We start from the raw sequence: 18,909 nt of genomic DNA, 5'->3' as shown, positions 1-18,909 counted from the left end.
CCAGACTCCCTGCGTTGCGATGGTTGTTTAAAAAGAACGAATCAGAATTCGCCGCACTCCATATCCGTGGGGGCAGTGGGTGCAGGCCTCCGGGCCCGCAACCGGTATTACCTGACAGAGGAAGCCATATGTTCGGTTTAGAGGCACTCGATCTCGCCCGAATTCAGTTCGCGTTCACCATCTCGTTCCACATCCTGTTCCCGGCCATCACCATCGGTCTGGCGAGTTACCTTGCGGTACTCGAAGGCCTGTGGCTGAAAACCCGTAACGACACCTACCGTGACCTCTACCACTTCTGGTCGAAGATCTTCGCCGTCAACTTCGGCATGGGCGTGGTGTCCGGGTTGGTCATGGCCTATCAGTTCGGCACCAACTGGAGCCGATTCTCGGACTTCGCCGGTTCTGTCACCGGGCCTTTGCTGACTTATGAAGTGCTCACGGCGTTCTTCCTCGAGGCCGGTTTCCTTGGGGTCATGCTGTTTGGCTGGAACAAGGTCGGGCGCGGCCTGCACTTTTTCTCCACGGTGATGGTGGCCATCGGCACGCTGATTTCGACCTTCTGGATTCTCGCCTCCAACAGCTGGATGCAAACCCCGCAGGGCTTCGAGATCATCAACGGCCAAGTGATTCCGACCGACTGGCTGGCGATCATCTTCAACCCGTCGTTCCCTTATCGCCTGATGCACATGGCGACTGCAGCGTTTGTCGCCACGGCGTTCTTTGTCGGGTCGTCAGCGGCCTGGCACCTGCTGCGTGGCAAGGACAACCCGGCGATCCGCACCATGCTGTCGATGGCGATGTGGATGGCGTTGATTGTCGCGCCGATTCAAGCCGTCATCGGTGACTTCCACGGCCTCAATACCCTCGAGCATCAACCGGCGAAAATCGCCGCGATCGAAGGCCACTGGGAAAACAAGGGCGATGAGGCGACGCCGCTGATCCTGTTCGGCTGGCCGGACATGAAAGAGGAAAGAACCAAATTCGCCGTGGAAATTCCGTATCTCGGCAGCCTGATCCTGACCCACTCACTGGACAAGCAGGTACCGGCGCTCAAGGAGTTTCCGCCAGAAGACCGGCCGAATTCGACCATCGTGTTCTGGTCGTTCCGGATCATGGTCGGCCTCGGTTTCCTGATGATCTTCACCGGTCTTTGGAGTTTGTGGCTGCGTAAACGCGACACCCTCTACACCTCGCGTCCGTTCCTGTACCTGGCGCTGTGGATGGGGCCGTCCGGCCTGATCGCGATTCTTGCCGGCTGGTTCACCACGGAAATCGGTCGTCAGCCGTGGGTGGTCTACGGGTTGATGCGTACAGCGGATGCCTCCTCCAACCATAGCTTCATGCAGATGAGCATCACCCTGATCATGTTTGTGGTGGTGTATTTCGCCCTGTTCGGTGCGGGCCTCGGTTACATGATGCGTCTGGTGCGCAAAGGGCCGAAGATCAGCGAAGGCGCAGAAACGCCGGAAGGTGGCCCGGGCAAAAAACGCACGCCGGCCCGTCCGTTGTCCGCTGCCGACGATTCGGCCGATGCCGACCACGGCGACGACGTCACCCTGACCAAGGAGATTTGACTCATGGGTATTGATCTTCCGCTGATCTGGGCCGTGATCATCATCTTCGGCATCATGATGTACGTGGTCATGGACGGCTTCGACCTGGGGATCGGGATTCTCTTCCCGTTCATCCCGGGCAAGGTTGACCGTGACGTAATGATGAACACCGTCGCCCCGGTCTGGGACGGCAATGAAACCTGGCTGGTACTCGGCGGCGCGGCCTTGTTCGGTGCGTTCCCACTGGCGTATTCGGTGGTGCTGTCGGCGTTGTACCTGCCGCTGATCTTCATGCTGATCGGTTTGATTTTCCGTGGCGTGGCGTTCGAGTTCCGCTTCAAGGCCAAGGACGACAAGCGTCACCTGTGGGACAAGGCGTTTATCGGCGGTTCGGTGGCCGCAACGTTCTTCCAGGGCGTGGCCCTCGGTGCGTTCATCGACGGTTTGCCGGTGGTCAATCGGCAATACGCCGGTGGCTCGCTGGACTGGCTGACTCCGTTCACCCTGTTCTGCGGCGCTGCGCTAGTGGTGGCGTATGCCTTGCTCGGCTGTACCTGGCTGATCATGAAGACCGAAGGCAAGCTGCAAGAGCAGATGCACAATCTGGCGCGGCCCTTGGCCTTTGTGCTGCTGGCGGTGATCGGTGTGGTCAGCCTGTGGACCCCGCTGGCGCACCCGGAAATCGCCACACGCTGGTTCAGCATGCCGAATCTGTTCTGGTTCATGCCGGTGCCGATTCTGGTATTGGTGACGATGTATGGTCTGATTCGCGCCGTCGCGCGCAATGCCAACTACATGCCGTTCCTGTTGACCCTGGTGCTGATTTTCCTCGGCTACAGCGGTCTGGGCATCAGTCTGTGGCCGAACATCGTGCCGCCGTCGATCTCGATCTGGGACGCTGCCGCGCCGCCGCAAAGCCAGGGCTTCATGCTGGTGGGCACGTTATTCATCATTCCGTTCATCCTGGGTTACACCTTCTGGAGCTACTACGTGTTCCGCGGCAAGGTCACCCATGAAGACGGTTATCACTGAACCTGTGGCAGCGGGCTTGCTCCGGGCGGCGTTCCGACGATGGCGTCGGCTGCGACGCCCGCTCTGAATGAGGATCGAAACAATGACCGGCAAACATTCCCTGCACGACATTGAAGAAGCCGAAAAAAAACCGCTGTGGCAGCGGCTCGGCTGGTTGGCGTTGATCTGGGCAGGCAGTGTCGGCGTGCTGTTTATCGCCGCCAGCCTGATGCGCATGTTCATGAATGCGGCAGGCTTGACCACTCATTGAATCACCCCGTCCCCGGCGCCTTCGGGTACGGATTTGAAACCCTCCGCATGGAGGGTTTTTTTTGCCCGCAGGTTACTTGCGCGCTTTGAGGACCACGAATTTCGGGGTGGCCGCCACTTGCTCGACGCCTCGGAACAGCCGAGCCAGTTTGCTGTGATAACCCAGATGACGGTTGCCGACGATATACAACGCACCGCCTACCACCAGCGCTTCGCGCGCCTGCTGGAACATGCGCCAGGCCAGGAAATCGCCGACCACTTGCTGTTGATGGAACGGCGGATTGCACAGCACCACGTCCAGCGATTGTGGCTCCTGACCGGCCAGACCATCCCCGGCACGCACAATCACTTCGCGATCACCGAGCGCGGCACGCCAGTTTTCAGCAGCCGATTGCACGGCCATGAATGATTCGTCGACCAGCGTGTACTGCGCATCCGGATTTTGCAGGGCGCTGGCAATCGCCAGTACACCATTGCCGCAGCCCAGGTCGGCGACTCGTGCGCCGCCAAGATTCTTCGGTAAATGCGGGAGAAAGGCGCGGGTGCCGATGTCCAGTCCCTCGCGGCAGAACACATTGGCGTGGTTGAGCAGTTCGATGGCTGGCGTGTCGAGGCGATAGCGGGTCGGGTAGGGCGACACCGCCGCGGCTTTCGCCTCTGGGGTGGCAATCAGCAAGCGGGCTTTTTTCACCGCCAGTGAGGCCTGAACCGGACCGATATAGCGCTCCAGCAAATCGCCAGCGGCGCGCGGTAAATGCTTGATCATCGCCGCCGCAATCACTTCAGCGCCGGGCGCCAACTGCCCTTGCAGCCGAATCAGTTGTTCTTCCAGCAAAGCGAGGGTTTTCGGAACGCGGATCAGTACGCGGTCGAACGGCCCGAGCAACGGCTCGCTGGCCGGGATCCCGCGAATGGCGTCGAATGCCTGGCCATTGCGCAGCAGGTTTTTTTCCAGCCCCTGAAAGCCCAGAAACGAATCGCCGCTGCTGGTGACGTCAACCTTGCCCAGCAAACTGGCGGCCAGCGCACCGAAGCTGTCGTTGAGCACCAATACCCGCGTGTCGGTCGTCGGTTGCTGCGCAGCCAGATGATTGAGCAGGTATTCGTCGGCGGCATCGAAAGCTTGCAGCGGTTCGTTCTGCTGTTCGGGCTGGCGGATCAGGTCGAGTTGGGCAAAGGGCGTATCGAGCAAAGGCATGGGGCGGGGACTCAGGGTAATCGACGGGTGTCCCGCAGCCTTGGTGTCGTGCGGCGGAACCGACCGAGTGGACTGCGGCGTGGGGAAATCACGCCATCACTCAGGAAGGCCACAAATGGTACGTTTTTTTTCAGCGAAATACCCGCAGGTTTTCAGGCGTCAACCAAGACATCGGTCAGATAATTCCGGCTCTGGCAGCCGCGATGACGGCGGAAATCTTGTTGCAGACGTTGAGCTTCTCGATCACGTTTTGCACGTGGTAGTTCACGGTGCGTTCGCTCAGGCTGAGGATCTTGGAGATCTCATAGGCCGTCTTTCCGCCGGCGGACAATTGCATGATTTCCAGTTCTCGTGACGAAAGTTTTGGCTGCCGGGGTTTGGCAGGTTGCTTGGGTAAGGTCCGGGCGAACAGTTCGCTGAGGTGGCTGGCGGCGTAAAAGATGTAGCCAAAATGCTCATACAACTCCAGGGGGCTGATCGGGCAATGCCTGCGTGCGAGGCTGAGAATGCAGCACAAGCCGCTTTCCTCGTGATGGAAAGATTGCGACCAGCCATGTTGCAGACCCTGTTGCTTCAAGCCTTGCCATAGTTGTGGGGCATTTGAGAATGCCTTTTCATTCCAGACGATGGGGATCATTGAATGATTGCAGTGTGCTATTACGGGATCAATTTGATTGAAGTTGTCTTTTTCATATTTTTGATTCCAGTCTTGAGGGTAGTTGTTGATTTGCAAGGCGTTTAATTGCGTGACCTGCCCGGGCGAAGTAACCGATATCGCACAAAAGTTAAAACCCAGATTTTCGGCAAATCTGAGCAATATCGGATATGCCGAATCTATACCTTTGGCGAAAGTCAGTTGCTTTAACTGCGACTCCTTCCACGTTTCCATTACCAAAGCTCCATGCGATAACTGGGGTGCTTTTTTGGATCCAACCGGATCCGCACGCCAACGAGTGTAGGACCTTTCCTACGTATTGTTTTGATTTTTTTGCACTTGAATGGAGTAAAAACTGAATAACTAGTTCTTAAGTACATATTGTTTTTATATGGGGTGTGACATCTTTTACAAAGTTTTACTTATTAGTCATGAATGTCATAGTTTTGTACAGGATTTACAAGCACGAAATACGTGCTGAATGCCATTACAAATCGGTGGTATTTAAGCGCGTGGCTTTGCGGGAAACTGGTGGCAACCGTTGAATGGAGTGCCCTATGACAGCCAGTACAGAGAAATTCACCCGGCAGACCCTCGTGGCCATACAACCCTTGACCCCCAGCCTGTTCACCTTGCGTACAACCCGCGACGCGGGATTTCGTTTTCGGGCGGGTCAGTTCGCTCGACTCGGCGTGACCAGGGCCGATGGCAGCACCGTGTGGCGTGCCTACTCCATGGTGTCATCTCCCTTCGATGAATTTCTTGAGTTCTTTTCCATTGTGGTGCCCGGGGGCGAGTTCACCAGTGAGCTGAGTCGGCTTGAGGTTGGCGACTCGCTGCTGGTCGATCGCCAGGCGTTCGGCTATCTGACCCTTGATCGTTTCGTCGACGGTCGCGATTTATGGCTATTGTCCACAGGCACAGGGGTGGCGCCTTTCCTGTCGATCCTGCAGGACTTCGAGGTGTGGGAGAAATTCCAGCGCATCATCCTTGTGTACAGCGTCAGAGAGGCGCGCGAACTTGCCTACCAGACACTGATCGCCGAACTGGCGCAGCGTGATTACCTCGCCGAGCACATTCACAAACTGCAGTTCATTGCCACTGTCACCCGCGAGCAACACCCGGATGCGCTGCATGGCCGAATCACCACGCTGATCGAGAACGGTGAATTGGAGCGTGCTGCTGGCGTTGAGCTGACTGCCGAACACTCGCGGGTCATGTTGTGCGGTAACCCGCAAATGATCGACGACACTCGCGCGCTGTTGAAAAAGCGCCACATGAGCCTCAGCCTGACCCGCAGGCCTGGCCAGGTCGCGGTAGAAAACTACTGGTAAACAAACGGCGCCCACAGGCGCCGTTTTTTATCGTGCGATGGGTTCAGGGCCGGGTGTTCTGGGCCTTGAGCAGATCGCGGATCTCGCCCAGCAATTCTTCTTCTTTGGTTGGCACCGGTGGCAGGGTAGGCGCCACGGCTTCTTCGCGTTTCAGGCGGTTGATGGCTTTGACGCCCATGAAGATCGCGAAAGCGACGATCACAAAATCAAGGATGCTCTGGATGAACTTGCCGTAAGCCAGCATCACCGCAGGGGCATTGCCTTCGGCGGCTTTCAGCGTAATGGCCAGATCGCTGAAGTCGACGCCGCCGATCAGCAGACCGATTGGCGGCATGATCACATCACCGACAAAGGACGAAACGATTTTGCCGAACGCGGCACCGATGATGATACCGACGGCCATGTCGACCACATTGCCTTTGACCGCGAAGGCCTTGAACTCGCTAAGCACGCCCATAGGTTATTTCCTTGTTACAGATGAGTTTTGGTGTACGCAGTGTAAATCAGCAAAACGCGTCCTGCGCGAAACACCTTCTTACAATGCCCGTTTTTATCGACACACTAATCGACGATTAGTTTGCAAAGTGCCACTAATCGCGCGCGAAATACGCCGTAACCTGCTGATCGGAAAGCCAAATTTTTCAATCATGGGGTTACGTTCTTTCTATTTATGTTCGACGGCACAGGCCTCTAGCCTTGGTGTGGCGCACCTGGATGCGCCCAAAAAAACCAGAGGATCCTGATATGAATTCCGCTCTTGGACTGGGGGCTTTTCCCCATCGCCGTACGATTGGCTTACTCACCGCCAGCCTGCTGACCTTCTCCGTGCAGGCCGCTCCCCTGACCCGCGATAACGGTGCAGCAGTTGGCGACAACCAGAACTCGCAAACCGCAGGTGCCAATGGCCCGGTGCTGCTGCAGGATGTGCAACTGATCCAGAAACTGCAGCGTTTCGACCGCGAGCGCATCCCGGAGCGCGTGGTTCACGCCCGTGGCACCGGCGCCCATGGCACTTTCACCGCGACCAATGACCTTGGCGACCTGAGCAAGGCCAAGGTCTTTGCCGCCGGCCAGAGCACGCCTGTATTCGTGCGGTTTTCCGCCGTGGTGCATGGCAACCACTCTCCGGAAACCCTGCGGGACCCGCGTGGTTTCGCCACCAAGTTCTACACCGCCGATGGCAACTGGGACCTGGTCGGCAACAATTTTCCGACCTTCTTTATTCGTGATGCAATCAAGTTCCCGGACATGGTGCATGCGTTCAAACCCGACCCGCGCACTAACCTGGATGACGACTCGCGCCGCTTCGACTTCTTCTCTCACGTACCGGAAGCCACGCGTACGCTGACCGAGTTGTATTCCAATTCGGGAACTCCAGCCAGTTATCGAGAGATGGATGGCAATGGTGTACATGCTTACAAGTTGGTGAATGCCAAAGGCGAAATTCACTATGTGAAGTTTCACTGGAAGAGTTTGCAGGGAATTAACAACTTAACGCCAAAACAAGTCGTCAAGGTTCAAGGGCAAGATTACAGTCACATGACGACGGATTTGGTCACTAATATCAATAAGGGTAACTTCCCGAAATGGGACTTGTACGTTCAAGTGCTGAAGCCACAAGATTTGTCGAAGTTTGATTTCGATCCACTGGATGCGACAAAGATCTGGCCGGGTATTCCAGAGCGAAAAGTTGGACAAATGGTGTTGAAACGTAATCCGGCAAACGTCTTTCAGGAGACGGAGCAAGTTGCGATGGCACCTTCCAATGTTGTGCCAGGCATCGAGCCTTCGGAAGACCGTCTGTTGCAAGGTCGGGTGTTCTCTTACGCCGATACGCAAATGTATCGCCTGGGCGCCAACGCCCTGCAATTGCCGATCAATGCGCCGAAAGTTGCGGTGAACAATGGCAATCAGGATGGTGCGATGAACGTGGGCGCGAGCAGCTCCGGGGTGAACTATCAGCCGAGCCGTGTACAACCGCGTGAAGAAACGCAAACCGCTCGTTACAGCCAGTCGGCGCTGTCGGGCAGCACTCAGCAAGCGAAGATCCAGCGTGAACAGAACTTCAAGCAGGCCGGTGATCTGTATCGCTCGTTCAGCAAAAAGGAACGCCGCGATCTGATCGACAGCTTCGGTGGCTCGCTGGCCAGCACCGATAACGAGAGCAAGCACATCATCCTGTCCTTCCTTTATAAGGCCGATCCGGAATATGGCACCGGCGTGACCGAGGTGGCCAGGGGTGACCTCAGCCGAGTCAAGGCACTGGCGGCCAAACTGGTCGACTGATTCGAGGCTCATGCGATGCGGGGCCTGACTCAGGCCCCGTTTCGCTCAAGGAGATCGCTGATGCGTATCTGTCTTTTAATGTTGGCCGGTTGTTTGTCATTCAACGCGTGGGCGGCACCTGATGCGCAGAGCCCCGACGCTATCAGACTTCAGTTGCAAAACTACTATTTCGACGCTGCCCGGCGTGGTGATGTGCCGATGCTCGAGACCTTTATCGAATCGGGTTACTCCCTCGACACTCGCGATGACAAGGGTTACACCGCGCTGATTCTGGCGGCGTATCACGGGCAGGCACCAGCGGTGGAACGATTGCTCGCCGCCGGGGCCGACGCTTGTGCTCAGGATCAACGCGGTAACACGGCGTTGATGGGCGCGATTTTCAAGGGTGAGTTACAGATTGCCCGACGCTTGATGGCCACCGATTGCAGCCCCGACCAACGTAACGCTGCCGGTCAGACGGCCGCTATGTATGCCGGTCTGTTCAAGCGACTGGAGTTGCTCGACGCCCTCAAGGCCAAAGGTGCCGACCTGGATGCGCAAGATCCGCTGGGCAACAGCGCCGCGCGTCTGGCCAACGGGGAAATCCGTACTGCTGCGCCGCGCTGATTGGCGGCACGTGCGTTATCATCGCGGTTTTTGTCGGGGGTTCTGATGGCCAAGGCCAAGCGCATGTACGGCTGCACCGAGTGCGGCGCAACCTTTCCCAAGTGGGCCGGCCAGTGTGGCGAGTGCGGTGCCTGGAACACCCTCACTGAAACCATGATCGAGAGCGGCGGCGCCACCGGCCGCACCGGTTGGGCCGGGCAACAGGCGCAGATCAAGACCCTGGCCGAAGTCAGCATCGAGGAGATTCCACGTTTTTCCACCGCGTCCGGTGAACTCGATCGCGTGCTCGGCGGTGGTCTGGTGGATGGTTCGGTGGTGCTGATCGGCGGTGATCCGGGGATCGGCAAGTCGACGATCCTGTTGCAGACCCTGTGCAATCTCGCCAAGAGCATGCCAGCGCTGTACGTCACCGGCGAGGAATCCCAACAGCAGGTGGCCATGCGCGCCCGTCGCCTCGGCTTGCCGCAGGACCAGTTGCGGGTGATGACCGAGACCTGTATCGAAACCATCATCGCCACCGCCCGTCAGGAAAAGCCCAAGGTGATGGTGATCGACTCGATCCAGACAATCTTCACTGAACAACTGCAATCGGCGCCGGGCGGCGTTTCCCAAGTGCGCGAAAGTGCGGCGTTGCTGGTGCGTTATGCCAAGCAAAGCGGCACAGCGATTTTCCTTGTTGGTCACGTCACCAAGGAAGGCGCGCTGGCGGGCCCGCGCGTGCTGGAACACATGGTCGATACCGTGCTGTATTTCGAAGGCGAATCCGACGGACGTTTGCGTTTGCTGCGGGCGGTGAAAAACCGTTTCGGTGCGGTCAACGAGCTGGGTGTGTTCGGCATGACGGACAAAGGCCTGAAGGAGGTCTCCAATCCTTCGGCAATTTTCCTTACCCGTGCTCAGGAAGAAGTCCCGGGCAGCGTGGTGATGGCAACGTGGGAGGGCACGCGACCGATGCTGGTGGAGGTGCAGGCACTGGTCGATGACAGCCACTTGGCCAACCCGCGTCGGGTGACGCTGGGGCTGGATCAGAATCGTCTGGCAATGTTGCTCGCGGTTTTACACCGTCATGGTGGCATTCCGACCCACGATCAGGACGTGTTCCTCAATGTGGTCGGCGGGGTGAAGGTGCTGGAAACCGCATCCGACCTGGCGTTGATGGCGGCCGTGATGTCGAGCCTGCGCAATCGGCCATTGCCCCATGATCTGCTGGTGTTTGGCGAAGTCGGCTTGTCCGGCGAGGTGCGCCCGGTGCCGAGCGGTCAGGAGCGTTTGAAAGAAGCAGCCAAGCATGGCTTCAAACGGGCGATCGTACCCAAGGGCAATGCGCCAAAAGAAGCACCTGCGGGCTTGCAGATCATCGCTGTCACCCGCCTCGAACAAGCCCTCGACGCGCTCTTCGAATAAAAAACTGTCTTCTGGTGAATTCTGTGGCGAGGGGATTTATCCCCGATGGCTGCGCAGCAGCCCATTTTTTGGGGCCGCTACGCGACCATCGGGGATAAATCCCCTCGCCACAGAGCCCGCCTCAGGGCATTGATTTGTGTTGGCACTAGATTTCGATCAGGGCGCCAAGTTCGCGTTCCAGCTCGGCTTCGTCAGCCAGATTGAGTTCAATCAACCGCCGCAAGCGTTGGATCGAATCAAGAGAAATGTGCTGGCAGACGAAGCCGAGCTGTCCGTGATCATCGTGTTTAAGCTGCGCATCCATTTCGATATGGACGTCTTCACTCAGATGGATGTCGACATGGAAAGTGTTCTCGGCAATGCCCAGCCATGGCTCAGGCTTCTCGATCAACAGTCCCTTGAGTGACAGATCGATCAGCTTCACCTGCCAGATATATTCACCCTGGCGTAATTCGGTTCTGGCATCGAACGCAATTCGTTTGAAGCGTCGACGATTTGCAGGGTGCTCGCTCATGGCGCAATCCTCCTGAAGGTTTGCTGACTATAGACCCCGCAAGCGGGGGCGAGCCAACCAGTAAAGCGTCTAGACCAATGTCGGGGTATGGCCTTTGGCGCCGTAAGCGCTAAACTCGGGGTGGCTGTCTTTCTTGTCCACCCTGGCTGGAATAATAAAATGAAAAATAATAATAGCCTGCTACGCCACTTACCCTGGCTAGTGCTGGCAATCGTAGGAGCGTGCGCCCTGGGCGTAGTGGCATTGCGCCGAGGCGAGGCGATCAACGCCTTGTGGATTGTGGTCGCTGCCGTGGCCATCTATCTGGTTGCGTACCGTTACTACAGCCTGTTCATCGCAAACAATGTGATGCAGCTCGATCCGCGTCGGGCCACCCCCGCCGTGCTCAACAATGACGGTCTGGACTACGTTCCGACCAACAAACACATTCTCTTCGGTCACCACTTCGCAGCGATTGCTGGCGCGGGACCTCTGGTCGGCCCGGTACTGGCGGCGCAGATGGGTTACTTGCCCGGCACGCTGTGGCTGATTGCCGGCGTGGTGCTGGCGGGCGCGGTGCAGGACTTCATGGTTCTGTTCATGTCGACCCGTCGCAACGGCCGTTCCCTGGGCGATATGGTGCGTGAAGAAATGGGCCGGGTCCCCGGCACCATTGCCCTGTTCGGCTGCTTCCTGATCATGATCATCATCCTCGCGGTGCTGGCGCTGATCGTGGTCAAGGCACTGGCCGAGAGCCCGTGGGGCATCTTCACCGTGATGGCAACCATCCCGATCGCGATGTTCATGGGCATATACATGCGCTACATCCGTCCGGGCCGCATTGGCGAGATCTCCGTGGTCGGCGTGTTGCTGCTGCTGGGTTCGATCTGGCTGGGTGGGCAGATTGCCGCTGATCCGGTGTGGGCCAAGGCCTTCACTTTCACCGGTGTGCAAATTACCTGGATGCTGGTCGGCTACGGTTTCGTCGCTGCGTCGCTACCGGTCTGGCTGATTCTGGCGCCGCGTGACTACCTCTCCACCTTCCTGAAAATCGGCACCATCATCGCTCTGGCGATCGGCATTCTGGTGACCATGCCCGAACTGAAAATGCCCGCGCTGACCCAGTTCGTCGACGGCACCGGCCCGGTGTGGAAGGGCGGCCTGTTCCCGTTCCTGTTCATCACCATCGCTTGCGGTGCGGTGTCCGGGTTCCACGCGCTGATTTCTTCGGGCACCACGCCGAAGCTGCTGGATAACGAAACCAACGCCCGTTACATCGGTTACGGCGGCATGCTGATGGAGTCGTTCGTCGCCATCATGGCCATGGTCGCTGCCTCGGTGATCGAGCCTGGCGTGTACTTCGCCATGAACAGCCCGGCCGCCGTCGTCGGCAGTGATGTGGTGTCTGTTGCGCAAGTGGTTTCCAGTTGGGGCTTTGCGATTACGCCGGAAGCGCTGCAAGCCGTAGCGCATGACATCGGTGAAACCACCATCCTGGCCCGTGCCGGTGGTGCGCCGACCCTGGCGGTCGGTATCGCGCAGATCCTGCACAGTGTCCTGCCGGGTGAAAACACCATGGCGTTCTGGTACCACTTCGCGATCCTGTTCGAAGCGCTGTTTATCCTGACTGCGGTAGACGCCGGCACCCGTGCCGGGCGTTTCATGTTGCAGGATCTGCTCGGCTCTTTCGTTCCGGCGCTGAAACGTACCGAATCGTGGACCGCCAACCTGATCGCCACCGCCGGTTGTGTGGCGATGTGGGGCTGGCTGCTGTACCAAGGCGTGATCGACCCACTGGGCGGTATCAACACCCTGTGGCCACTGTTCGGTATCTCCAACCAGATGCTCGCCGGTATCGCGCTGATGCTCGGCACCGTGGTCCTGATCAAAATGAAGCGTCAGCGCTACATTTGGGTCACTCTGCTGCCAGCCACCTGGCTGCTGATCTGCACCACGACTGCAGGCTTCATCAAACTGTTCGACGCCAACCCGGCGATCGGCTTCCTGTCGCTGGCCAAGAAATACAGCGATGCGCTGGCCAATGGTCAGGTGTTGGCACCGGCAAAAAGCGTTGAGCAGATGCAGCACGTGATCTTCAACGCTTACACCAACGCAACGCTGACCGCGCTGTTCCTGTTTGTGGTGTTCAGCATCCTGTTCTATGCACTCAAGGTCGGCATCGCCGCCTGGGGCAAAAAAGAGCGTACGGACAAAGAATCGCCATTCCAGGCTCTGCCGGATGCGTAACCAGAGGATTGCAGCATGTTCAATGACCTGAGTCGCCTCGGTAAATACCTCGGTCAGGCTGCGCGCCTGATGGTCGGCATGCCTGACTACGACACCTACGTCGAGCATATGCAAACCAAGCACCCGGACAAACCGGTGATGAGCTATGAGATGTTCTTTCGCGAACGTCAGGAAGCCCGTTACGGTGGCAAGGGTGGGCCGAAGTGCTGTTGAGCTGACAGCCTTCGGTTGATGCAATCCCCCTGTGGGAGCGGGCTTACTCGCGAAAGCGGTGTGTCATCGAGCAATGATGTCGACTGACACGACCCCTTCGCGAGCAGGCTCGCTCCCACATTTGTTTTTGTGTTTCTTTCAGGAGATCGTGTTTTGTCTTCTCCCATACCTGTAACGGTACTCAGCGGTTTCCTCGGCGCGGGCAAGACCACCTTGCTGCGCCATCTGTTGAAAGCCGAGCACGGCCTGAAAATCGCCGTGATCGAAAACGAATTCAGCGACGCCGGTATCGACACCCAGTTGTTGGGCGACGAGCCGGTGCAAGTCATGACGTTGGCCAACGGCTGCGTCTGCTGCACCATCCACACTGATCTGACCAAAGCCCTGTACTTGCTGCTCGAAAGGCTGGACAGCGGCGAAATTGCCTTTGATCGCCTGGTGATCGAATGCACCGGCCTGGCCGATCCGGCGCCAGTGGCGCAGACCTTCTTTATCGACGAAGAATTGCGCGAGCGTTATCTGCTCGACGGCATCATCACGCTGGTCGATGCCGCGCACGCCGAGCATCATCTGACCCAGACCATCGCCCAGGCGCAGATTGGTTTCGCCGACCGCTTGCTAGTAAGCAAGACCGATCTGGTCGACGAAGCCGCATTCACGGCGTTGAGCGAGCGTCTGACCCGAATCAACCGCCGCGCGCCGATCCGCGTGGTCCAGCACGGCAACATCGATCTGGCCGAACTGCTCGACGTACGTGGCTTCAATCTCAATGCCGACCTTGGCGGCGGGTTGAGCCTGCGGCCGGTGAGCAAAGCACCGTCCATCGATCGCATCTCCAGTCTGGTGCTGCGCACCGATCAGCCGCTGGATATCGATCAGCTCAGCGAGTTCATGAATGAATTGCTGGAAGAGCACGGCAAGCAATTGCTGCGTTACAAGGGCGTGCTGAACATTGCCGGGGAAGATCGGCGGTTGGTATTCCAAGGCGTTCTGAAGTTGTACGGCTTCGACTGGGACACCGAGTGGGCCGAGGGTGAGGTGCGGGAAAGTGTGATTGTGTTTATTGCCGATGATCTGCCGGAAGAGAAAATTCGGGCGGGGTTTGCGCGGGTAGCGGCGGGCTGAGGGCTGCTCGGTGCCCGTGATGACGCCATCGCGGGCAAGCCCGCTCCCACAGTTCTAGCGGTGGGCTCGAACCCTGTGGGAGCTGGCTTGCCAGCGATAGCGATTTACCCGGCAACACAATGCCCAAGGGGTGAACTCAGCAGGGCTTGCTCCAGATGATCCAGATGCCGATTCATCAGCAACCCGGCCTTGGCAGCATCGCCACATTCCATCGCCTCGACAATCGCCACATGCTCCTGCCACGCGCAACAGCTGTGCGTGTTCCGCGAACTCCTTGCAATTGCCAGCGACGTCAGCGGCACCAGACTTCGCAGAAAATGCGCCAACGGTGCATTTCCTGCCATCTGCGCCAATTGCAGATGAAACTCCCCCGACAAGCGAATGGCCGCGCCACGCCGATCCTGCTCGACGGCCTGACGCTCACGTTCGATCAAGGCGCGCAGGCGCTTGAGCCCTTCAACCGACGGCCGCTGACAAGCCAGCCGCACCAGCGTGCTTTCGGCAAGTCGCCGGGCATGCAACGTCTGCCTTGTGTGCTCCGCGTCCAGCTCGGCAACGCGTGGCCTGTGATTGGCGCGCAGCACGATGATGTGCTCATGTGCCAACTGCGTCAGCGCCCGCCGCACATCTGCGCGGCTGACACCGAACATCTGCTTGAGGCTCTCTTCGGTGAAGCGGCTGGCGGGTGCGATACGTTGTTCCAGAATTGCATCGAACAGCCGTGGATACAGATCCTCCACCGGCGCTCGCAGGCGGGAGAAGGGCAGGGCAGTCGACATCTGGCGGTTGTGCGACGGCGTGGCAAGACTGTTCATGGCCGGTCTCCAGTGTGAAGAAATTCAGTTGCTCAAGTTGTCTTCCGGAATGTTCAGCTCGATGCCCATGCGCTGACCTTCGCGCAGAATGTGCCGGCGCATTTCGGCGCTGGCCTGGGCGCTGTTCTTGCTGCGGATTGCACGCACTACGGCTTCGTTTTCTTCGAGGCGTTCGGCGAGGTGTTCCGGGGAGTTGCGCAGCACTTCGGCGCTCTGCTTGAGGGCATTGCTGGTCTGCTGCACCACGCTCTGGAAAATCGGGTTCGAGGTCAGGGTGAACAGTTCCTCATGGAACGCGATGTAGGCGCTGACCCCGGCTTCGCTGTCGCCCGCGTCGAGGGCTTCGCGCATGTCCATCAAGGTCAGGCGCAACTGGCCGACTTCCTTGCTGCTGATCGACTGTGCAACCAGGCCGACGATGAACGGTTCAAGGGTATAACGCAGTTGCAGCACGTCTTCGAGGCTGGCGCCGGCCACTGCGCTGTCGTGGCTTTGGCTGTCGCTCAGTTGCGCGTCGAGCACCACCACGCCTTTGCCCGGCATCGAGCGGACGAGGCCGAGGGTTTCCAGGACGATCACCGCTTCGCGCAGGCTTGGGCGGCTGATGCCCAGTTGTTCGGCCAATTCGCGCTGACCCGGCAGCATGTCGCCGGAGCGCCACTGACCACGGGCCAATGCCGCGCGGAGTTTTTCTACGACTGAGTTGACGACGGTTGATGTGGTTATCACTGGTCTAGCTCCATGTGCCTGCGAGAGACGCCGCAAGCCAGATCAAAAGATCACAGCCAGCGGCCATCCCGGCAGGGTTGAAAATCAGAACTCTTGCTGGTGCGCCGGAGTTGCTGTTTTACGCGGCTGAAAGGTGTAGCCCTGCTGGCCGCTCAGTACTTTGTTGGCTCGTTGTACGTCGATGTCTTTTTCCCAACGGGCGATGGCCACGGTGGCGACGCAGTTGCCGATCAGGTTAGTCAGTGCCCGGCCGATGCCCATGAACCAGTCCACCGCCAGCACCAGCACCAGACCGACCACCGGAATCGCCGGGATCGCCGTCAGCGTCGCCGCGAGAATCACCAGCGCCGAACCGGGAATCCCGTGGGCGCCTTTGGAAGTGATCAGTGACACCAGCAGAATCGTCAGCAGGTCGGTCATGGCCAGCGGCGTGCCGGTCGCGTTGGCGATGAACACGATGGCCAGGGTGAGGTAGATCGAGAAACCGTCGAGGTTGAACGAGTAGCCCGTGGGGATCACCAGGCCGACGGTCGAGCTGCCGATACCCAAGTGTTCAAGTTTGCGCATGATCTGCGGCAGCACGGCATCGGAGGACGCGGTGCCCATGACGATCAGCAATTCTTCGCGCAGATATTTCAGCAGCGGCCACATGCGCAGGCCGGAGGCGCGCATCACCAGACCGAGAATCACGCTGACGAACGCGATGCAGGTCAGATAAAACAGGCCGACCAGACTGCCCAGATGTTGCAGCGAGTCGAGGCCATATTTGCTGGTGGTGAAGGCGATGGCGCCGAATACGCCGATTGGCGCCAGACGCACGATCATGCCCATGATCCGGAAGATCACGTGGCTCAGTTCGTTGATCAGTCGCGAGATGCCCGACGCCGCTTCACCGACCAGATTCAACGCACTGCCGAACAGCACCGAAAACAGCAGCACTTGCAGGATGTTGTTGTCGGCAAATGCGCCGATCACCGAAGTCGGGATCAGATCCATCAGGAACTGCGTGGTGGTGTGCATGTGTTGACCGCGCTCGGCGATGTCGCCCATGTCGGCGGCGGACAGCTGCTCCAGATGGATATTCGCGCCGCTGCCGATGCCGGTGCTGAAGGCGAATACCAGGCCGATCACCAGCGCGATGGTGGTCAACACTTCAAAATAGATCACCGATTTGAGACCGATCCGGCCAACCTTCTTCAGATCGCCCGCGCCACTGATGCCGCTGACCACCACGCAGAACACGATCAGGCCGATGAGCATCTTGATCAGTTTGATGAAACCGTCGCCGAGCGGTTTGAGCTGGGCCGAGTATTCAGGAAGGGTCAGCCCGCAGACGATGCCGAGCATCAGTCCGAGAACCACTTGGAGGAAGATTGAACGGGAGCACCATCTGAGCATGGGAGGAATCCTGGTCGGTGTCCTGGCTGCCGTGCGCTTGGCGCATCAGATTCAGGACTTAATTATTGTGGTCTTACCGGTATGTCCAGTGCGGGTGCAGTCTAGGCGCTGTTTTTTCGAGATCGCAAGTGAAAAATGACGAATTGGCATGACCGGTCTGACCAGTTGTGCGGTAAGTCCCATTCTTGAGCGGTTCAAGCGTTTGAAAAAATTCAGGCGAAAAAAAACCGGCCAATCACTTGGCCGGTTTTTCATGCTGCAGATTTAACGTCGCAATTACGCGCCGTATACCGGCAGTTTCTTGCAGATGGCTTTGACTTTCTCACGAACGGCGTCGATCACCGCTTCGTTGTTCAGGTCTGCCAGGATGTCGCAGATCCAGCCGGCCAGCTCTTTGCACTCGGCTTGCTTGAAGCCGCGAGTGGTCACAGCCGGGGTACCGAAACGCAGGCCGGAAGTAACGAACGGCGAGCGTGGATCGTTTGGCACGGAGTTTTTGTTCACGGTGATGAACGCTTTGCCCAGAGCGGCGTCGGCGTCTTTACCGGAGATGTCCTGCTTGATCAGCGACAGCAGGAACAGGTGGTTTTTGGTACCGCCCGAAACCACGTCGAAACCGCGCTCGATGAACACTTCGGCCATGGCCTGGGCGTTCAGCACCACTTGTTCCTGGTAGGCCTTGAACTCAGGCTGCAGCGCTTCCTTGAAGCAGATCGCTTTAGCGGCGATCACGTGCTCCAGCGGACCGCCCTGGGCGCCCGGGAATACCGCGGAGTTCAGCTTCTTCTCGATCTCGGCGTTGGCGCGCGCCAGGATCAGGCCGCCACGTGGACCGCGCAGGGTCTTGTGCGTGGTGGTGGTCACGACGTCAGCGAAAGGCACCGGGTTCGGGTAGACGCCAGCGGCGACCAGACCGGCTACGTGAGCCATGTCGACGAACAGGTAGGCACCGACTTTGTCAGCAATGGCGCGGAAACGCGGGAAGTCCAGGATCTGCGAGTAGGCAGAGAAACCGGCCACGATCATTTTCGGCTTGTGCTCAACCGCCAGACGCTCGACTTCGTCGTAGTCGATCAGGCCGTTGGCGTCGATGCCGTACTGCACGGCGTTGTACAGCTTGCCGGAGGAGGAAACGCTGGCGCCGTGGGTCAGGTGACCACCGTGGGCCAGGCTCATGCCCAGGATGGTGTCGCCACCTTGCAGCAGGGCCAGGTAAACAGCGGCGTTGGCTTGCGAACCGGCGTGCGGCTGAACGTTGGCGTAATCGGCGCCGAACAGCTCTTTGGCGCGGTCGATGGCCAGTTGCTCAACAACGTCGACGAACTCGCAACCACCGTAGTAACGCTTGCCCGGGTAGCCTTCGGCGTACTTGTTGGTCAGAACCGAGCCTTGAGCCTCCATCACCGCTGGGCTGGTGTAGTTTTCCGAAGCGATCAGCTCGATGTGTTCTTCCTGGCGCTGAGCTTCTTGCTCCATGGCGGCAAAAAGATCGGCGTCGTACTTGGCAATAGTCAAATCACGGCTGAACATGGCGGTCCTCAAGGATCGGGGGCAGAAAAGGGGGGCATTCTA

18 protein-coding genes are annotated in these 18,909 nt (G+C 58.6%); 10 read left to right on the top strand and 8 right to left on the bottom strand.

Annotated features, from left to right (window positions below; genetic code table 11):
• Positions 1 to 128: 128 nt before the first annotated feature.
• The 3 genes from AC3WMT_RS08835 (at position 129) to AC3WMT_RS08825 (ending at position 2,835) form a co-directional block, all read left to right on the top strand.
• Positions 129 to 1,574 carry a cytochrome ubiquinol oxidase subunit I gene (locus AC3WMT_RS08835; protein ID WP_103303630.1) on the top strand — a complete coding sequence of 482 codons (1,446 nt, stop codon included), beginning with the start codon at positions 129 to 131 and terminating at the stop codon, positions 1,572 to 1,574.
• A gap of 3 nt (positions 1,575 to 1,577) precedes the next feature.
• Positions 1,578 to 2,585 (top strand): cytochrome d ubiquinol oxidase subunit II, encoded by a 1,008-nt coding sequence (cydB, locus tag AC3WMT_RS08830; RefSeq protein WP_103303629.1) that lies wholly within the window; start codon positions 1,578 to 1,580, stop codon positions 2,583 to 2,585.
• 82 nt (positions 2,586 to 2,667) lie between these two features.
• On the top strand, positions 2,668 to 2,835 hold the full coding sequence (locus tag AC3WMT_RS08825; RefSeq protein ID WP_103303628.1) for a DUF2474 domain-containing protein: 168 nt from the start codon (positions 2,668 to 2,670) through the stop codon (positions 2,833 to 2,835).
• A 72-nt stretch (positions 2,836 to 2,907) separates the two neighbouring features.
• Here the strand turns inward: AC3WMT_RS08825 and AC3WMT_RS08820 are convergent, their stop codons facing one another.
• Both AC3WMT_RS08820 and AC3WMT_RS08815 read right to left on the bottom strand, forming a co-directional pair.
• Complete coding sequence (locus tag AC3WMT_RS08820) at positions 2,908 to 4,032, bottom strand: methyltransferase (protein ID WP_103303627.1); 1,125 nt, start codon at positions 4,030 to 4,032, stop codon at positions 2,908 to 2,910.
• A gap of 175 nt (positions 4,033 to 4,207) precedes the next feature.
• Positions 4,208 to 4,921, bottom strand: a complete 714-nt coding sequence (locus AC3WMT_RS08815; protein ID WP_103303626.1) for an autoinducer binding domain-containing protein — start codon at positions 4,919 to 4,921, stop codon at positions 4,208 to 4,210.
• A 323-nt stretch (positions 4,922 to 5,244) separates the two neighbouring features.
• On the opposite strand from AC3WMT_RS08815, the gene AC3WMT_RS08810 reads away from it, so the two are divergent.
• Complete coding sequence (locus tag AC3WMT_RS08810) at positions 5,245 to 6,021, top strand: ferredoxin--NADP reductase (protein WP_103303625.1); 777 nt, start codon at positions 5,245 to 5,247, stop codon at positions 6,019 to 6,021.
• 43 nt (positions 6,022 to 6,064) lie between these two features.
• On the opposite strand, the gene mscL is transcribed toward AC3WMT_RS08810, so the two are convergent.
• Complete coding sequence (gene mscL / locus AC3WMT_RS08805; RefSeq protein ID WP_103303624.1) at positions 6,065 to 6,478, bottom strand: large-conductance mechanosensitive channel protein MscL; 414 nt, start codon at positions 6,476 to 6,478, stop codon at positions 6,065 to 6,067.
• Positions 6,479 to 6,765: 287 nt separating this feature from the next.
• On the opposite strand from mscL, the gene katB reads away from it, so the two are divergent.
• From katB to radA, 3 genes are read left to right on the top strand one after another with little or no spacing between them, the layout of a single operon-like run.
• Entirely contained in the window at positions 6,766 to 8,307 is a 1,542-nt protein-coding gene (katB, locus tag AC3WMT_RS08800) for a catalase KatB (RefSeq protein ID WP_103303623.1), read from the top strand.
• 60 nt (positions 8,308 to 8,367) lie between these two features.
• On the top strand, positions 8,368 to 8,913 hold the full coding sequence (locus AC3WMT_RS08795) for an ankyrin repeat domain-containing protein (RefSeq protein ID WP_103303622.1): 546 nt from the start codon (positions 8,368 to 8,370) through the stop codon (positions 8,911 to 8,913).
• A gap of 45 nt (positions 8,914 to 8,958) precedes the next feature.
• Entirely contained in the window at positions 8,959 to 10,317 is a 1,359-nt protein-coding gene (radA, locus tag AC3WMT_RS08790) for a DNA repair protein RadA (protein WP_103303621.1), read from the top strand.
• 145 nt (positions 10,318 to 10,462) lie between these two features.
• On the opposite strand, the gene AC3WMT_RS08785 is transcribed toward radA, so the two are convergent.
• Complete coding sequence (locus AC3WMT_RS08785; protein ID WP_103303620.1) at positions 10,463 to 10,831, bottom strand: PilZ domain-containing protein; 369 nt, start codon at positions 10,829 to 10,831, stop codon at positions 10,463 to 10,465.
• Positions 10,832 to 10,990: 159 nt separating this feature from the next.
• Between AC3WMT_RS08785 and AC3WMT_RS08780 the strand changes: the two genes are divergently transcribed.
• From AC3WMT_RS08780 to yjiA, 3 genes are all read left to right on the top strand, one after another.
• The gene (locus tag AC3WMT_RS08780) at positions 10,991 to 13,057 is read left to right on the top strand and encodes a carbon starvation CstA family protein (protein WP_103303619.1); all 2,067 of its coding nucleotides are present in this window, start codon (positions 10,991 to 10,993) and stop codon (positions 13,055 to 13,057) included.
• Positions 13,058 to 13,072: 15 nt separating this feature from the next.
• Positions 13,073 to 13,270, top strand: coding sequence for a YbdD/YjiX family protein (locus tag AC3WMT_RS08775; RefSeq protein WP_003228401.1), 198 nt, complete (start codon positions 13,073 to 13,075; stop codon positions 13,268 to 13,270).
• Between the two features lie 153 nt (positions 13,271 to 13,423).
• A complete protein-coding gene (yjiA, locus tag AC3WMT_RS08770; protein ID WP_103303618.1) occupies positions 13,424 to 14,395 on the top strand; it encodes a GTPase in 972 nt (323 codons plus the stop codon).
• Between the two features lie 104 nt (positions 14,396 to 14,499).
• On the opposite strand, the gene AC3WMT_RS08765 is transcribed toward yjiA, so the two are convergent.
• The 4 genes from AC3WMT_RS08765 to glyA all read right to left on the bottom strand — a co-directional run bounded on the left by AC3WMT_RS08765 (position 14,500) and on the right by glyA (position 18,867).
• Positions 14,500 to 15,210, bottom strand: a complete 711-nt coding sequence (locus tag AC3WMT_RS08765; protein WP_103303617.1) for a GntR family transcriptional regulator — start codon at positions 15,208 to 15,210, stop codon at positions 14,500 to 14,502.
• A 24-nt stretch (positions 15,211 to 15,234) separates the two neighbouring features.
• Positions 15,235 to 15,939 (bottom strand): FadR/GntR family transcriptional regulator, encoded by a 705-nt coding sequence (locus AC3WMT_RS08760; protein ID WP_103303616.1) that lies wholly within the window; start codon positions 15,937 to 15,939, stop codon positions 15,235 to 15,237.
• 84 nt (positions 15,940 to 16,023) lie between these two features.
• A complete protein-coding gene (locus tag AC3WMT_RS08755) occupies positions 16,024 to 17,337 on the bottom strand; it encodes a C4-dicarboxylate transporter DctA (protein WP_103303615.1) in 1,314 nt (437 codons plus the stop codon).
• A 276-nt stretch (positions 17,338 to 17,613) separates the two neighbouring features.
• Positions 17,614 to 18,867, bottom strand: coding sequence for a serine hydroxymethyltransferase (gene glyA, locus AC3WMT_RS08750; protein WP_103303614.1), 1,254 nt, complete (start codon positions 18,865 to 18,867; stop codon positions 17,614 to 17,616).
• Positions 18,868 to 18,909 lie beyond the last annotated feature (42 nt).

It is taken from the genome of Pseudomonas sp. FW305-7 (assembly GCF_058786735.1).
This window is presented reverse-complemented; position numbering and strand designations above follow the sequence as displayed.

Bases quoted from the DNA above. Each gene is read 5' to 3' on its own strand.
- AC3WMT_RS08785 (WP_103303620.1), bottom strand. From the start codon at position 10,831: ATGAGCGAGCACCCTGCAAATCGTCGACGCTTCAAACGAATTGCGTTC.
- AC3WMT_RS08825 (WP_103303628.1), top strand. From the start codon at position 2,668: ATGACCGGCAAACATTCCCTGCACGACATTGAAGAAGCCGAAAAAAAA.
- AC3WMT_RS08835 (WP_103303630.1), top strand. From the start codon at position 129: ATGTTCGGTTTAGAGGCACTCGATCTCGCCCGAATTCAGTTCGCGTTC.
- AC3WMT_RS08795 (WP_103303622.1), top strand. From the start codon at position 8,368: ATGCGTATCTGTCTTTTAATGTTGGCCGGTTGTTTGTCATTCAACGCG.
- glyA (WP_103303614.1), bottom strand. From the start codon at position 18,867: ATGTTCAGCCGTGATTTGACTATTGCCAAGTACGACGCCGATCTTTTT.
- AC3WMT_RS08815 (WP_103303626.1), bottom strand. From the start codon at position 4,921: ATGGAAACGTGGAAGGAGTCGCAGTTAAAGCAACTGACTTTCGCCAAA.
- AC3WMT_RS08755 (WP_103303615.1), bottom strand. From the start codon at position 17,337: ATGCTCAGATGGTGCTCCCGTTCAATCTTCCTCCAAGTGGTTCTCGGA.
- mscL (WP_103303624.1), bottom strand. From the start codon at position 6,478: ATGGGCGTGCTTAGCGAGTTCAAGGCCTTCGCGGTCAAAGGCAATGTG.
- AC3WMT_RS08775 (WP_003228401.1), top strand. From the start codon at position 13,073: ATGTTCAATGACCTGAGTCGCCTCGGTAAATACCTCGGTCAGGCTGCG.
- katB (WP_103303623.1), top strand. From the start codon at position 6,766: ATGAATTCCGCTCTTGGACTGGGGGCTTTTCCCCATCGCCGTACGATT.
- AC3WMT_RS08780 (WP_103303619.1), top strand. From the start codon at position 10,991: ATGAAAAATAATAATAGCCTGCTACGCCACTTACCCTGGCTAGTGCTG.
- AC3WMT_RS08820 (WP_103303627.1), bottom strand. From the start codon at position 4,032: ATGCCTTTGCTCGATACGCCCTTTGCCCAACTCGACCTGATCCGCCAG.
- AC3WMT_RS08810 (WP_103303625.1), top strand. From the start codon at position 5,245: ATGACAGCCAGTACAGAGAAATTCACCCGGCAGACCCTCGTGGCCATA.
- radA (WP_103303621.1), top strand. From the start codon at position 8,959: ATGGCCAAGGCCAAGCGCATGTACGGCTGCACCGAGTGCGGCGCAACC.
- cydB (WP_103303629.1), top strand. From the start codon at position 1,578: ATGGGTATTGATCTTCCGCTGATCTGGGCCGTGATCATCATCTTCGGC.
- AC3WMT_RS08765 (WP_103303617.1), bottom strand. From the start codon at position 15,210: ATGAACAGTCTTGCCACGCCGTCGCACAACCGCCAGATGTCGACTGCC.